13 protein-coding genes are annotated in these 14961 nt (G+C 70.5%); 5 read left to right on the top strand and 8 right to left on the bottom strand.

Translation table 11 applies throughout. From position 1 onward, the window contains the following. Positions 1-106: 106 nt before the first annotated feature. Together ACFRIC_RS02065 and ACFRIC_RS02070 are read right to left on the bottom strand one after the other, a co-directional pair. Complete coding sequence (locus ACFRIC_RS02065) at positions 107-3307, bottom strand: TIM-barrel domain-containing protein (protein ID WP_382778875.1); 3201 nt, start codon at positions 3305-3307, stop codon at positions 107-109. Positions 3308-3767: 460 nt separating this feature from the next. After that, positions 3768-4511, bottom strand: a complete 744-nt coding sequence (locus ACFRIC_RS02070) for a TetR/AcrR family transcriptional regulator (protein WP_382778543.1) — start codon at positions 4509-4511, stop codon at positions 3768-3770. Positions 4512-4638: 127 nt separating this feature from the next. Between ACFRIC_RS02070 and ACFRIC_RS02075 the strand changes: the two genes are divergently transcribed. Beyond that, entirely contained in the window at positions 4639-5862 is a 1224-nt protein-coding gene (locus tag ACFRIC_RS02075; protein WP_382778544.1) for a saccharopine dehydrogenase family protein, read from the top strand. A 70-nt stretch (positions 5863-5932) separates the two neighbouring features. Further along, complete coding sequence (gene thpR / locus ACFRIC_RS02080; RefSeq protein WP_382778545.1) at positions 5933-6529, top strand: RNA 2',3'-cyclic phosphodiesterase; 597 nt, start codon at positions 5933-5935, stop codon at positions 6527-6529. A gap of 13 nt (positions 6530-6542) precedes the next feature. Here the strand turns inward: thpR and ACFRIC_RS02085 are convergent, their stop codons facing one another. The 3 genes from ACFRIC_RS02085 to ACFRIC_RS02095 form a co-directional block, all read right to left on the bottom strand. Then, complete coding sequence (locus ACFRIC_RS02085) at positions 6543-8237, bottom strand: LCP family protein (RefSeq protein WP_382778546.1); 1695 nt, start codon at positions 8235-8237, stop codon at positions 6543-6545. A 298-nt stretch (positions 8238-8535) separates the two neighbouring features. After that, a complete protein-coding gene (locus ACFRIC_RS02090) occupies positions 8536-8856 on the bottom strand; it encodes an ArsR/SmtB family transcription factor (protein ID WP_382778547.1) in 321 nt (106 codons plus the stop codon). A 47-nt stretch (positions 8857-8903) separates the two neighbouring features. Continuing rightward, on the bottom strand, positions 8904-9428 hold the full coding sequence (locus tag ACFRIC_RS02095; protein WP_382778548.1) for a hypothetical protein: 525 nt from the start codon (positions 9426-9428) through the stop codon (positions 8904-8906). 175 nt (positions 9429-9603) lie between these two features. On the opposite strand from ACFRIC_RS02095, the gene ACFRIC_RS02100 reads away from it, so the two are divergent. Both ACFRIC_RS02100 and ACFRIC_RS02105 read left to right on the top strand, forming a co-directional pair. Further along, positions 9604-10890 carry a hypothetical protein gene (locus tag ACFRIC_RS02100; RefSeq protein ID WP_382778549.1) on the top strand — a complete coding sequence of 429 codons (1287 nt, stop codon included), beginning with the start codon at positions 9604-9606 and terminating at the stop codon, positions 10888-10890. Positions 10891-11062: 172 nt separating this feature from the next. Beyond that, a complete protein-coding gene (locus tag ACFRIC_RS02105; RefSeq protein ID WP_382778550.1) occupies positions 11063-12334 on the top strand; it encodes a serine hydrolase domain-containing protein in 1272 nt (423 codons plus the stop codon). A gap of 94 nt (positions 12335-12428) precedes the next feature. On the opposite strand, the gene ACFRIC_RS02110 is transcribed toward ACFRIC_RS02105, so the two are convergent. Continuing rightward, entirely contained in the window at positions 12429-13073 is a 645-nt protein-coding gene (locus tag ACFRIC_RS02110) for a GAP family protein (RefSeq protein ID WP_382778551.1), read from the bottom strand. A 531-nt stretch (positions 13074-13604) separates the two neighbouring features. Next, positions 13605-14078 (bottom strand): NUDIX domain-containing protein, encoded by a 474-nt coding sequence (locus tag ACFRIC_RS02115; RefSeq protein WP_382778552.1) that lies wholly within the window; start codon positions 14076-14078, stop codon positions 13605-13607. A 131-nt stretch (positions 14079-14209) separates the two neighbouring features. Between ACFRIC_RS02115 and ACFRIC_RS02120 the strand changes: the two genes are divergently transcribed. Further along, positions 14210-14365 (top strand): DUF6131 family protein, encoded by a 156-nt coding sequence (locus ACFRIC_RS02120; protein WP_382778553.1) that lies wholly within the window; start codon positions 14210-14212, stop codon positions 14363-14365. Positions 14366-14471: 106 nt separating this feature from the next. Here ACFRIC_RS02120 and gcvH read toward each other — a convergent pair whose 3' ends face one another. Continuing rightward, positions 14472-14855, bottom strand: a complete 384-nt coding sequence (gcvH, locus tag ACFRIC_RS02125; protein ID WP_382778554.1) for a glycine cleavage system protein GcvH — start codon at positions 14853-14855, stop codon at positions 14472-14474. Positions 14856-14961: the final 106 nt, after the last annotated feature.

Here is a 14961-nt window from a genome sequence, read left to right on the forward strand (position 1 = left end):
AGGTCGGGCCGTCGGGGACGGCCGGCCGCGGAGCGGTGTGGTGCGAGGCGGTGTGCTGCCGCTCCACGGCCGGACCTGGGTCGCTCCAGGAGGTTACTTGCCCTCCCTACTGGTAGGTGACGGTGATCGGGGCGCGCACGCTGTGGCGGGGCAGTGTGATCGTCAGCAGCTTGGAGGCGGCGTCCCAGTGGTACGCACTCGGCGACAGGTTCACGCCGGTCGCCGAGACCTTCGTCGGTGCGTGCGCCGCCATGAGGGCGATCGTCCACCGGCGGTTCTGGACCTGACCGGGGAAGGAGCCCCGCGCCGGGCCGATCGACACCGTGTGACGCTCCCCCTTCTGTTGGTACCGGATCGTCGTCGTGGCGCTCCGGCCCTTGTGGCTGCCGACTCCGTCGTCCTCGTACAGGCGGAACGACCCTGCCCGGCCGGCGGCGACGGTGAGCGTGACGTCGGTGAGCGGGTTCTTGTCGTTGCCGCTCACGTCGTGGGTGCGGGTGGCGAGGATGCCGCCCGCCCTGACGAAGACCGGCATCGAGTCCAGGCCGGTGGTGATGTCCCGAGTGCCGCCACCGGTGTAGGTCTCACCGGTGAAGTAGTTCGTCCACTGGCCGGGCGGGAGCCAGACCGAGGTGGTGGCGGAGGTTCCCGGCGTGGTCACCGGCGCGACGAGGATGTCGGAGCCGTAGAAGTACTCGCTGCCGGCAGTGGCGTAGGCCTGGGGTTCATCGGGGTACTCCAGGTAGGTGGGCCGGACGATGGGCACGCCGGTGCGGTTCGCCTCCTCGGCGAGTGTGTACGTGTAAGGCACCAGGTTCTCGCGGAGGTTGAGGAACGTGTCGGCCGACTGCCGTGCCGCGGGCCCGTACTGCCAGGGCAGTCGGTCGCTGTGGTTGCTGTGCAGCCGGTCGACGGGCTGGAACGTGCCGAACTGGACCCAGCGTGCGTACAGGTCGTCGGGGAGTTTGCGCGTGGTGCGGGTCTGCCCGCCCTCGGTGTACTTCTCCGAACCGGTCAGCCCTGTCGTGTCGTTGTGGCCGCCGATGTCGTGGGTGATGGACGCCATGCCGGTCGCGGCGGACTCCCCGGGCGTGTAGCCGACCTCGAACTTCAACGCGCCCCAGGTCGATGAGGTGTCACCGGTGAAGTGGACGGTGCTGCGTTTGTCGGCCCAGGGCCCGGTGGGCAGCCCCTGCTGGCCGCTGTACCCGGCCGCCTGCAAGGAGCCGTAGGCACGGGAGAGGACGAAGCCGCGGCCGAGACCGGCGGAACTGGCGGTGGCGTACTGCTGGTTGATCCACGCGTCGGGTGTGACGCCCCGCAGCGACGACTGCGAGGAGTCGCAGCACCAGTCGAGCCACCAGAAGTCGTTGCCCTGCTGATCCATGGTCCGGTGCAGGTCCATGTACGCCTTGAGCTGGTCCGGGTCGCCGAAGTCGAAGGTGTAGCAGTTGTCCTCGACGGCGGCACCCGAGGCACAACCCCCTTTGGTCAGCTTGCCCTTGGCCGTGGCCTGCGTCTGGGCGAACTGGGGGTCGGAGGCGAGGATGCTGGGGTGCACGTTGAGTGTGTTGTGCAGTCCTTGCGCGGCGGACCAGTCGAAGAAGCCCTTGGGGTCGGGGAACTTCGCCGGGTCCATCTCCCAACCGCTCCAGGTGTTCACGGCCTTGAAGTCCGTGTCGGTCACCAGGACGTCCAGCGGGGTTCCTTCGGTGCGGAACGCCGGGAGGATGGTGTTCTCGTAGTCCGCCGCGGTGCGGTCGATGTACTCCGAGTACCAGACGCCGTAGGCCCATTGCGGCAGGAGCGCGGGCGGGCCGGTCAGCGTGGCGAGGTCGGTGAGTCCCCGCTTGTAGTCGTGTCCGTAGCCGAAGACGTAGCCGTCCTGGTAGGGCGTGCCGCCGTGGTCGGGGCGGGGTGTCGCCCGGTGGGCCGCGGCGTCGTACACCGCTGAGGACGTGTCGTCGAGGAGGTACCAGCCGTCCCGGTTAAGCAGGCCCGGCGTGGTGGGTACGGACTTCTCGTTGCCGGTCACACCGTCGAGGCCGCGGCGGTATCCGCCGAGCGCGAGGTGCGGCTGGGGTGCGGCCGTCCCGGAGGCGGTCACCGAGACGGTGTCCGCGTTGATGTGACAGCTCGCCGTGTCGGGGCAGTTGAGGGTGATGTCGTCGGTGCCGGCGGTGAGGGTGACGGGCAGCGAGGCCGTCTGCCAGTCGTCCCAGTCCTTCGTCGTCGGCAACGAGAGGGTGGTGTTCGTGCCGGCGGCGGACACGGTGGCGGTGCGCTGCTGGTGGAGGCCGTCGCCGCCGACGCCGTTGGCGTACCGGACCCGGAGAGTGTAGACGCCGTCGGCGGGCACGCCGACCAGGTGGGTCGTCAGACTCGATCCCTGGTGGAGGTCGCCGACGAAGCCGCTGCCGGCGTATCCCTGGTGGTCGGTGGCGGCGACGGCCGTACCGCCGACGCGGCCGGCTTCCGCCTCGCAGCTCGTGCCGTACGCGCAGTCCAGGATCGCGGTGCTGGAGACGGGCGGATAGGGATCGCCGGGGCGGACGAGGGCGACGCTGTCGACGTTGACGTCACCGGAGTCCGCGGCGGTCCGGGTCAGCGCGAGGGTGTGGTGACCCGCGCCCAGTCGCACGCTCGCCGACATGGTGTTCCAGGTGTCCCAGTTCGCCGTGACCGGCAGGGAGACCGTCTGCGGCGCGCCGCCGTCCACGGTGAGAGTGAGCGTACGGGTGCGGGTCTGGCCGTCTCCGCCGCGGGAGTTGGCGTAGCGCAGGTCGAACTGATAGGTCCCGGCGTCCTTGACATCGATGTCAGAGGATGCCGAGCTGCCGGTGCCCTCGAATCCGGCGGCGAAGCCGCTTCCGGTGTGGCCGACGTGGTCCGAGGCGACGGAAGCCCCGTCGAGACGCAGGCTCTCGGCCTCGCACAGGGCGCCGAGCGCGCACGTCAGGCGCTGCCAGGGGGCCGCGGTCACGGGGGCGCCGCCCGCCACCGACCGCGTCGAGAGGTTCTGGGCGTCGAAGGGACCCGAGCCGACCTTGTAGCGCAGGCTCATCGCGCTCGTCCTGATCGTGAGCCAGCCGTCGGAGGTCGTCGCGCTGTACGCGGCCGGCTCGAACCCGTCGCGGCCGATCGCGTTGAACGTCGGTGCGTCGGTGAACTTCCGATCCCCGGCGTACTCGGTACGGATCAGCGTGGGCGAGAGGATCTCGAATCGGGCGTTCCCCGAGGTGACGGTCGGGACGCGCAGGGTGTGCGGGTCACCGGCGGCCGGTAAGCCGGCGCCGGTCAGTGTCATGGTGGCCGACACGGCGAGGACCGCGGCGAGGCTCGCCTGCCGTCGCACCAGTCTCAGCCGTCGTCGTTTCGACGCCCTCGACGCCCTTGCCGTTCGTGCGGTCTCTGATGTCCTTGACGCGGTCGTCATACGCGCATCCGTTCTGCTCTCAGCAGGGAGGCTCGCCCCCTGTGCCGGTCGAGATCCGGAGATGCCGTGCCGCTCGCGAGCGGGGTCGGGCTGCGGCATCGTCCGGCGGTACGGCAGTGCGGCGGTACGGGAGTGCAGCAGTGCGGCGGTGGTGGAGTGCGGCGGTACTGCGGTGCGGGACGGCAGCACGGGCGTCGGCCCGCGCCCGAGGAGATCAACCCGGGAATCAGAGCATGTCCACTCCGGCGGTGTCCATAGAGCCCGCGACGGAGATGTCGGCCGAAACAAGCCGCTCACGGCGTTGGCATAAGCGTCGGCGCAAGCCTCCGCGTCAGGGATGTCGCGTGTTCGTCGGGTCCGGGTAGCGGCGGGCGCGGGACCAGGCGAGTTGTTCGGCCGCGCTGTTCAGCAGTGTGTCCAGGACGACGGGGTAGGCGCTGTGGGTCATCCGGCCGGCCAGGAGCCGCGCGGTGGCCGCGATGTGCGGGTGGGTCTCCGCGGGCAGTTCGGCGTACGTGGACTGCCACATCTCCTCGTCCGCCACGCGGGCCTCGTCCGTCAGCGCCAGCGACCCGGCGTCCAGGGCCGCGAAGGCCAGGGTGAGGTCGATGAACGCGTGGTAGACGACGACCGCGTCCACGTCCGGGAAGCCCGCGCCGCGCAGGATGCCCAGGATCGTCTCGTCCACCGCGATCTCCCGCGGCCGGCCGGTGACGCGGCTGGCGGTCAGCACGGCGGCCTGGGGATGGGCGAGGTAGGAGGCGTGAATGGCCTGGCCGAGCGCCCGCAGGTCGGCCCGCCACTCCCCGGTGGCCGTCCAGGTGTCCAGCGCCCGTCCCGTCAGCTCCTCGCCGATGGCCCTGGTCAGGTCGTCGAGTCCGGCGAAGTAGCGGTAGAGGGTGCTCGGGTCGGCACCGAGTGCCGTACCGAGTCTGCGTGCCGTCAGTCCGGTGCTGCCGTGCTCCCGCAGCATCCGCAACGCCGTCTCCACGATCAGTTTCTCGGACAGCACCGTGCCCTGCCGGGTCGGCCGGCGCCTGCGCCGCTCCGTCTCCGGCACCACCTGTTTCGCCATGCCGACCCCTCCGGCTCACCGCGCGCCGACACCCCTTATGCCAACATGATTGACCTTAACCGAGGACATCCCGTTGCATCTGTCCCAGGCCGGAGGCGCTCGTCTCCGGCGACGAAAGGTGTGTGACATGCGAGTACTTCTCGTGGGCGCGGGCGGCGTGGGCACAGCCGTCACTCGGATCGCGGCCCGTCGCGACTTCCTGACCCACATGGTCGTCGCGGACTACGACCTCGCCCGCGCCGAGGCGGCCGTGGCGGCCCTCAAGGAGCACGGGAACCGGTTCAGCGCGATGCGCCTGGACGCCACCGACGAGGACGCCGTGCGCCGTGCGCTCACCGAGGAGAGGTGCGACGCGCTGCTGAACGCGACCGATCCCCGGTTCGTGATGCCGCTGTTCAACGCGGCCCGCGCCGCGGGAACCCACTACCTCGACATGGCGATGTCCCTGTCCGCGCCGCATGCCACGGACCCGTACGAGCAGTGCGGTGTCAAGCTCGGCGACGCCCAGTTCGAGCAGGCCGACGCCTGGGAGAACTCCGGTCGGCTGGCGCTGGTCGGGATGGGCGTGGAGCCGGGTCTGTCGGACGTCTTCGCCCGGTACGCGGCCGACGAACTCTTCGACGAGATCGAGGAGATCGGGGTGCGTGACGGCGCGAACCTGACGGTCGAGGGATACGACTTCGCCCCGTCCTTCAGCATCTGGACGACGATCGAGGAGTGCCTCAATCCCCCGGTGGTCTACGAGAAGGACCGCGGCTGGTTCACCACCGCCCCCTTCAGCGAGCCGGAGGTCTTCGACTTCCCCGAGGGCATCGGCCCGGTGGAGTGCGTGAACGTCGAGCACGAGGAGGTCCTGCTCATCCCCCGCTGGGTCGACGCCCGCCGGGTGACGTTCAAGTACGGCCTCGGCGACGACTTCATCGCCAAGCTGAAGACCCTCCACGAGCTGGGTCTGGACTCCACCAGGAAGGTCACGGTCCCCTCGGCGAACGGGCCTGTGGAGGTCTCGCCGCGGGATGTGGTCGCCGCCTGTCTGCCCGACCCGGCCACGCTGGGCGACCGCATGAGCGGCAAGACCTGTGCCGGCACGTGGGTCAAGGGGACCAAGGACGGCTCGGCTCGCGAGGTGTACCTCTACCACGTGGTCGACAACCAGTGGTCGATGCGGGAGTACGGATCGCAGGCCGTGGTGTGGCAGACCGCCATCAATCCCGTCATCGCCCTCGAACTCGTCGCGACCGGAGCCTGGTCGGGAACCGGCGTCCTCGGCCCGGAGGCCCTGCCGCCCCGCCCCTTCCTCGACCTGCTCAACGAGTACGGCTCGCCGTGGGGCCTGCGCGAGGAGGGCTGACACCCGGGCGTGGTCCATGGCACACGGCGGGGGCGTCGTCACCGGTGGAGGGTGCGGTATGAAGTCTGGTGTGCATGATCAGACTCCGCCCGCGACCGTCCGCGTGTTCATCGCCCTCGCCCCGCCCGACCACGCGAAGGAGGAACTGGCCCGGGAGCTGCGTCCCGCCTACGGCACCCATCCGCAGATGCGGTGGAACCGCATCGAGGACTGGCACATCACCCTGGCGTTCCTGGGCGAACTTCCGGTCGGGACCGTTCCGCTCCTGCGGCCGCCCCTCGCCGGCCTCGCCGCGGCGCGTCGGCCGCCGTCCCTGGCCCTGCGCGGGAGCGGCGACTTCGACGACCGTGTGCTGTGGAGCGGAATCGACGGAGACCTCGACGAACTGCACGCGCTCGCCATGGATGTGCGGACGACCGTGAAGGACTGCGGGGTCGTCTTCGAGGAACGGCCCTTCCGTCCCCATCTGACGCTGGCCCGCGCCCGCAGGGGAGACCGGACCTCCACGGGCGAGATCGCTCACGGGCTCGCCGGGTTCACCGGCCGCGAGTGGCCCGCCGAACGCCTGCACCTGGTCGGCAGCAACGCCGGCCGCAGCAGCGGGCCGATCCACTATCGCGACATCGAGTCGTGGCCCCTCGGCGACGGGAACTCCCCCGGCTCCTGAGCGGCGGGTCCCCTCACTCGTCGGAGTCCGGCTTGTCGCGCGCCGCCGCGTAGGCCTGGGCCGGAGTCATGGGGACGCCGTTGAGGCTGACCGTCTTGTAGGGGCTGACCGCGGCACAGGTCTTGGCCTCGTCGGCGGTGGAGGCGTGGGCGTCGGCGACCGCACCCTTGCCGTCGTCGGTGCCGGACGACGATCCGCCGGGGTAGGTGGTGCCGCTGGGCCAGTCACTGCCGACCACCAGGACCAGACCGGGGCTCGTGCCCTGCTTCAGATGTGAGGCGGACAGTCCGAGGGCCTTGGCGGCGGTCTGGGCCGCGCCCTTCTGACCGGTGCCGTAGGTGAGGGTCGTGGTGGTCGCCGAGACCGGGGCGTTGGTCGTGGTCGTCGCCGGGCTGAAGCCCTTCCCGGTGAGCGCGGCCGCGACGACGGAGGCGCGGCCGGTGATCCCCGTACCGTTCTCCACGGTCACGGCGACCTGTGAGGCGGGCACGGCCGAGGCGCCGGGCTTCTTCGTCGCGGAGGCCGCCGCGGACTTCTTGCCCGACGCGGTGGTCAGCGACTTGTCGTCCGCGATCGTCGCGAACAGGCTCTTCGCGCCGGCCCCCACCACGACACGGTTCTTGTCGGCCGGGTCGGGAGCCGTCTGCATCGTGGTGAACGTCATCCGCTTCGTCGGCACCTTGTCCAGGTCCGAGGCGAGCCCGATCAGCTTCTTCACGGAGCCCAGGCCCTCGTCCACGGTCAGCGCCTTGGTGGCGGCGTCCGCGAGGTGGTACACGGCACCGGGGTCGGTGAGGGTGCCCGCGCTCTTGAAGTTGCGGATCATCGCGCTGAGGAAGATGTGCTGGGAGACCGTACGGCCGAGATCGCTCCCGTCGCCGAACCCGTGCCGGGAGCGGACGAACTGCAGGGCCGCGACGCCCTGGAGCGTGTGGCTGCCCTTGGACAGTTTCAGGTGCGAGTACGTGTCGTAGACGTCGTCACTGACGCACACGGAGACGCCGCCGACGGCGTCGGACATCTTGACCACGCCGGAGAAGTCGAGTTTCACGAAGTGGCTGATCGGGATGCCGGTGAGCTGGTGGACCGTGGCCACCTGGCAGGCCGGGCCGTACTGGAGCGCGCTGTTGATCTGACCGTAGTAGCCGGCCGTCGACTTCCCGCTCTCACCGTCCTTGCAGGCCGGGACGCGGGTCATGGTGTCGCGCGGGATGCTCATCACCGTCGCGTTGGAGCGGTCGGCGGACACGTGCACCACCATCTGCACGTCGGCGTTGCTGCCCGTCTGCACCCCGGTCCGGGCGCAGCCGCCGCCGAGCTTGCAGTCTGCCTTGCTCGTCCGGCCGTCCGAGCCCATCACCAGGATGTCGATGGGGGTGCGGCCGAAGGCGTCCGCCTTCTCCGTGCCGCCCTTGCCGTCCAGGGGGACGGTGTCGAGGTTGCCGTTCAGGTGATCGTAGAACCACCATCCGACGCCTGCCGTGCCCAGCACCAGGAGCGCGACGCATATCCCTGCGGTCCTCAGCACCCGCCTGCCGCGGCCCGACCTGTGCGCCCGCTTGCCGCCGTGTGAGCGGGCGCCGCCTCGGGACGTGAACCGGTCTCCCGGGAGTCCGGCTCCGTCAGGTCGCGTCGTGCGTTGTCCGGGCACCTGGGACCTGCGGTTGCGTGTCGCCTGGCCGCCCGAGCCGTCCCACGGGTCGCTCATCTCCCACTCCCATGAACAGTCGGGCCCGTCAGCCCCGTCCCTCGGAGGTACGGCGGCATGTCCTGCGGTCTACGGGCGAGTGAAGCGGGCGTCTTTCCGGCTTGCGTAGTTGCGCAATCTAACAAAGTGATGGCCCGGTCGGCAGGAGCCCCCCCCCCCCCGGCGTTTCCCGGGTGAGGCATCTCATGTCACGCGTGGGGCCCTTGATGGAACCGTCTCGTGAAGGGAGACGTCGGATCGGGCCTTCCCGTTCCGCGGCCGTCCGGAATCCGGCCACGGCCTCGGTGGCCCAGCGCCTTCACCGCGAGCGCGCGGTGAGCTGCCGGATCATCACCCGGACCACGGTGACGATGTCGGGGTCGTCCACGTAGTAGACCTGCCGCCGTCCCTCGCGGCGGGACCGCACGAGGCCGGCGAGCTTCAGTTTGGCCAGATGCTGGCTGACCGCCGGCAGCGCGCCGCCGACCCGGTCGGCGAGATGCGTGACGTCGCATTCACCCTGCGACAGCGCCCACATCAGATGCAGCCGGGCCGGGGAGGCGAGCAGCCCGAACGCGGCAGCCGCGTCGGCGAGAACCTCGGCGGACGGATCCTCGACACCACCGGCGTTCCCGGTCACAGCCTTCACCCGCTCACTTCACGGCCTCACTCGTGCGCCGCCCCAGTCTAGGACCGGGGACCCGGCGAGCTCCGGAAGGTTCGCCAGCGCGGTGCCTCGTCGTCGGGCACGTCCGGGGAAGCGAAGTGGAACGGCACCCCGAGCAGGTCCGCCAGCGCCCGGCCCGCCTCCGCGGCGGCGGTGCCCGGCCGGGGCCCGCCGCGCCGCTGGAGGACGGTCGCCAGGTGTCCGTCACCGGCCGGGTCGTCCAGGACCGCGACGAGCACCACGAACCAGTCGTGCACGGTGTCGCCGTCCCACAGTGCCTCGATCGCGGCGATCCGGCCCGGAAGCTCCTCGGCGCGAGCCGCGAGGGAGGGGAGGTCGAGGGGATCGGGCGGTCGGTACCGTACGCGGTCACCGAGGGCCTCGTAGCGCGCGTGCACCACTTGTTCCGCCTCGTGCAGGCCCAGCCCGAGGGGGCGCAGCGCCACCCATACGTCCCGCACCGCCGCGATCCGGTGATCACGCAGCACGTTCGCGTCGACGTCCTGGCGGGTCCGCTCCTCCAGGTAGGCCCACCAGCCGCTCATGGGCGCTCGGGACGGGGCGGGGCGGGGTGCGTCCGGTGGGTCATGGCCCGAATGTACGGCAGGAGGCCGCGGCGGAATCCGCGCGCACTCGCCCCCGCCGGGACACCCGCGAGGGAAGCCCCTCGCCGGCGAAATCGCCTGGCGATCCGTCAGGCGTTCAGGCAGGGTCGAGTCGATGAGCGATGAGCACGAGATGGTCTACGCCCGCATCGAGTCCTTGGAGGGCCTGCTGCAACGGGGGCGCGGCCTCGGCGCGGTACGGGCGCTCCGGGACCCGCAGGAAGCCGCCGCGTTCGTGTACGACGGGATCCGCCGTGACTGGCGCTGGGACTCGACCGACGACCGCTGTCTGTATCTGGCCCGGCTCGTCCGCGATCTGGACCTTTCCCTCACCCCGGTCCTGCGTCGGCTCGCGGGGGACGAGGAGACCTGTCTGCGGGCGTGCGACGTCCTGGAACTGCTGGCCCTCTCGGGTTCGGAAGCGGCGAGGGATGCGCTGCGTACGTACATCCGCGAGGGCGCGCACTGGGCGAGGGTCCTTGAGTCGGTCTCGATCGGCTGGCCGACCGAGTGGTGGGACGACCTCGGTGACGTCGCGCGCGCCCGGATCGGCGAGGAACCGGAACTCCCCTGGCAGCCCGAGCCGTGGAGCCGGTTCGGGATCGAGGTGCGCAACCGCCCGCCCGTACCCAGGCCGTCCCTGGACGGGCTCGGCACCGGCGAACTGCTCATCCTGCTCCGCGACGAACGCACCGTGGAAGAGGACAAGTTCGACGCGCTGCGTGCGCTGAACCGCAGGGAGCCCGACGAGGGGCTGCTCCCGCTCGTCCCTTCTCTGGGCACCTCGGACGGCCGGCGGCCCCTGCCGCTGCTCAGGCGGGCGGTCGAACGCCTCGACGCCCTCGCCGTACCGGCGGCGCGCGGCTGGGCGGAGGACCGGCGTCCGTGGCTGGCCGAGCTGGGAGCGGACGTGCTGGCCGACCATCCTTCCGCCGAGGACCTGCCGGGGCTCGTACGAGAACTGGCGGGGCAGTGGTCGGCGCGCGCCTGGTGCGGTCCCGACCGGACGGCGCGGCGTCTGGCCCGGCTCGGTCCCGATGCCGCCGAGGCGTTGCCCTACCTGCGGCGCTTCTGGCTCCACACCCCGCACTCGTACGAGCGGACCGCATATCTGGAGGCCTTGGCGGCCATCGACCGGAGCGGCCTGGAGCACGTCTACACCGAATCGCTGTGGGACTGCGAGGAGACGGCACGGCTGGCCGCGATCGCGTCGGTGCCTGCCGCCCGGGAGACGCTGGAGCGGATCGCGGCCTTGCGGGACGATCCGATGGAGACGCCCGAGGTACGGGCCGCGGCGCGCGAACGACTGGCGTCCACCGAGTCCGCGGACGGCACCGGCACCCGTACGGGCACTGGCATCGGCATAGGTACGGGCATGAGCGCGGGTACGGGTACGGGCTGACCCGGCCATCGGTCCGGCTCACGGGCCCGTCGACCTGACGCCCTGTCATCGCCCCATGAGGCAAGGCGAGTCGTCGTGGTGGAAACGCCCACCGGTGGCTCAACGGGGCGCCGACGCTGAGGGCGGGAGGTATCCCTGGGGACGTCGATCCACTGGACGAAACGGACCCATCATGCCGACCCGGCTCCCCCGCTCCCTCGTCCGCCCCCGGCGCGCCTCCGCGCCGACCCGGCGGCGTTCCCGGCTCACCGTCCTGCTCTCCGCCGCCGTGCTGGCCCTGACCCCCGTCGCACCGGCGCTGGCCACACCCACCGCCGTCGGCGACGTCCACCACCCGAAGGCGGGTGCGCCGCCCTTCGCCAATAGCCTGACGCCCGATCTGATCGCCCTGATGCAGCGCCTGCGCATCCCCGGAGCGGTGGTGTCGATCCGCACTCCGCAGTGGGGCACCTGGACCAAGACGCTCGGCACCGAGTCCCTCAAGACGGGCAAGCCGATCGCGGCCGACGAGCACTTCCGGATCGGCAGCATCACCAAGACGTTCACCGCCACGGTGATCCTGGAACTCGTCGACGAGGGCCGGATCAAGCTGGACGCCCCGGTGTCGCGCTATCTGCGCGGTGTACCGAACGGGCGCAACATCACCGTCCGCCAACTGCTGCAGATGACCAGCGGCCTCTACAACTACAGCGAGGACCTGCGCTTCAACCAGGTGCTCGACGACCGCCCCGAGACCCAGTGGAGGCCCGAGGAACTCCTGGCGATCGCGTTCCGCCACCAGCCGTACTTCCCGCCGGGACAGGGCTGGCACTACTCCAACACCAACTACATCCTGCTCGGGCTGATCGCCGAGAAGCTCACCCACCGGCCGCTCACGTCCTTGCTGCGTGACCGTGTCTTCCGCCCGGTCGGCATGCCGCACACCAACCTGGCCACCGACACGGCCTTCCCCGCCCCGCACCCGCGCGGCTACCAGTTCATCAGCAACGTGGACAGTCTCACCGCTCCGGTGCTCACCGGGAAGGACGCCGCCTGGGCCGACTGGTCGGCGGGCAACCCGATGGACGTCACCGACGTGAACCCCTCGTGGGCCTGGGCGGCCGGCGGCGGTATCTCCACGCTGTCCGACCTGCTGCGCTGGGCCCCCGCGCTGGCCGACGGAAAGCTCCTCAGCCCGCAGACGCAGCGCCAGCGGCTGCGTTTCGTCCCCACCTCGGACGTGCCGGGCACGCCCACGTACGGTCTGGGGATCGTCGACTTCTCCGGCTTCCTCGGCCACGACGGTCAGATCCCCGGCTACAACAGCTTCGTGGGGTACGACCCGAAGCGGAAGGCGACCGTCGTCGTCCTGGTGAACCTCAACCAGTCACCCGACGGCACCGCTCCCTCCGACGAGTTGACGAAGTTGATCCTCTCGGAGGTGTTCGGCGTATCGCCGTCCTGAGCGGCGGCGTGTGACCACGCGAGGCCGGGCCGCGTCGGCGGCCCGGCCTCGTACGTCTCCGCAGCCCGGTCACTGAGCCCCCATCAGGCCCCCATCAGGCCACCAGTTGGTAGATGCTCCGGGCCATGAGGTACAGACCGAGGAGCAGTGAGAGCGTGACGATCAACTGCTCCTGGTGCTGCTCCAGCCAGCCACGCAGGGCGTTCAACCGGGCGTTGGCGGCCGTGGGCGCCCAGACCGTGTACATCTCCATGACGATGAGGCTGAGCGTGGCCAGCAGGCAGTAGCCGGTCAGCGCGAGCCAGTCGGTGAGGGTGGAGAGGTCCGCGTCGACGGCGGTCGCGGCTCCGGCGCCGACCATGGCCCAGGGCTGCAGCAGCCAGGCCAGGCCCGCTGCCGTGGCCGGGGAGGCGTTGTCGATCCGGGCGGTCCAGCGTGGAGGGCCGTGCGGGTGGGGCGGTCGGCGGCGCCGGTGCGCGCTGTAGAGCACCAGCCCGACGCCGATGGCGAGTTTCGCGGCGATCGTCGCGGTCGAGGGCACGGTGTGGCGGGCGGGAGGCTGACCGCCCGTCAGCAGCACCACGCAGACGATCACCACGATCAGGTTGGCCAGCCACGACAGCAGGAACGCCAGGCCCTGGCGAACGCCGCGCCGCGAGGAGAGCAGCAGGATGAAGGCGCTGTTGTGCAAGGGCCCCAGGGTGATGGCCAAACCGATCACGAGCAGGTCGAGGACCATCGGATGCGTCGCTCCTGAGGATCAGGACCATCTACCACCTGGGACGGGCGGGTCGGTCGGCCGGGTCGGGCGGCGCCCTCACGGCGCCGCATCCCGACCCTGCAGGGGGCGACCCGGCCGGTCAAGCAGACCACGCCCACGTCCTCGTATGCACCAGGCCCGGAACTCGACCGCCACGGCCCGGACTCCCGCTTTCCGCTGCGTCGCTCCCTCGAGGAGGGCCGACGTTCATCGTGGACCGCGCGGAGAACGGGCGTGGATCAGCGGCGGCGCAGCATCATGACGACGGCGACGACCACGATGATGAGGACGACGGTACCCAGGCCTATGTACACGGGTTTCTCTTTCCTTCGAGGGAGAGGCGCCGACCGGCGCCGCAGGAGCCGAGTGCCCCCACCGGCGACTTTCAGACCCCTCTGGAAGGTCCTGTTGCCTGGACGTGGTCCAGGCGATGGCCGACGGAGTCGGAATCCCTCCCTCTCCTCATCCCTCAACCTCATCATCCCTCAGCCTCCTCATCCCCCCGTCTCCTCATCCCCCCGTCTCCTCCATGCCGTGCACGCCATCCACTGCGGCCAGCAACCGCGGCCATGTGGCGGCGAATCCGGGGTGCAGGCGCAGCGAGTCGATCTCGGCGGGGGCGCACCACCGGTAGGCGGACCCTTCTCCGTCCCCACGGAGCGGGGAGAACGGCCCGGTGACCTCCGCGACGACGGTGTGGTAGGCCCATCCACCGTGATCGTCGACGAAGGTGTGGATCCTGCGGAGTTCCGGAACACCGCCCAGTTCCTCCGCGAACTCCCGGCGGGCCCCGTCCCACGGACTCTCGCCGGCGTGCAGCGCCCCACCAGGAGTGCTCCAGGTGCGGCCGTGATGGACCCGCCAGGAACGGCGCTGGAGCAGGAACCGGCCGTTCTGGCGCAGGAGCAGTCCCGCCGCGCCGTGCGGGCCCCAATGGCGGCACCCACGACTGTCCCTGACGTATCCGCGACCGGTGTCGGCCATGCTTGCTCCCTCGCTGCGCAGGACGCGAAGCGTCCTTCATCGTCGGTGGGCCCGTGTTTAGGTCGCACGAGGCGGGAACCCGGCAGGAGAAGGGGACGCCCGCAGACTACGTCCCGCCACCGGAGGACGCCATGATCATCCTCGGAGTCATCCTGCTTGTCATCGGCCTCATCGCCGGTATCGGAATTCTTTGGACCATCGGGATCATCCTGGTCGCGATCGGCGTCGTGCTGTGGATCCTCGGAGCGGTCGGCCGCGAGGTCGGCGGACGACGTCACTACTACTAGGCGGGACCACTGACCACTGGGCGGGCGCGCGACCGGCGGCTCAGCGCGCCACTCGGGGCCCGGCATCTGCCGGGCCCCGGGCGTACCACCGAAGCGATCGGGACCGTCAGTCGCCGATCAACTCCGCGTACTCGGCGGCTGAAAGCAGGTTCCCTGCGGAGTCGCCCTCTCCCGGCTTGATCTTGAACAGCCAGCAGCCGTAGGGGTCGTCGTTGACTTCCTCGGGCTGCTCGAGGACGTCGTTGTTCGCCGCGGTCATCTCGCCGCCGACCGGAGCGAAGATCTCCGTGGCGGCCTTGACCGACTCGATGGTGCCGACGGGTTCACCGGCGTCGACCTTCTTGCCCAGCATGGGCAGATCCACGAACACGACATCGCCGAGCTGCTTCTGCGCGTGGTCGGTGATGCCGACCGTCACCGTCCCGTCGGCTTCGAAGCGCGCCCACTCGTGGTCGTCCGTGTACTTGAGGTCCTTCGGGATGGTTGACATGACAGCCCCTTTCGGAACACGAAGTGATCACCGAGTGGCAGATTGTCACGTCGTGACGCGTGAGAACGGCTTCCACGCGGACCGTTCGCCGAAGGATGGTTTCGCC

Origin of the sequence: Streptomyces sp. NPDC056738 (genome assembly GCF_042790435.1) — a bacterium.
Lineage (GTDB): Bacteria > Actinomycetota > Actinomycetes > Streptomycetales > Streptomycetaceae > Streptomyces.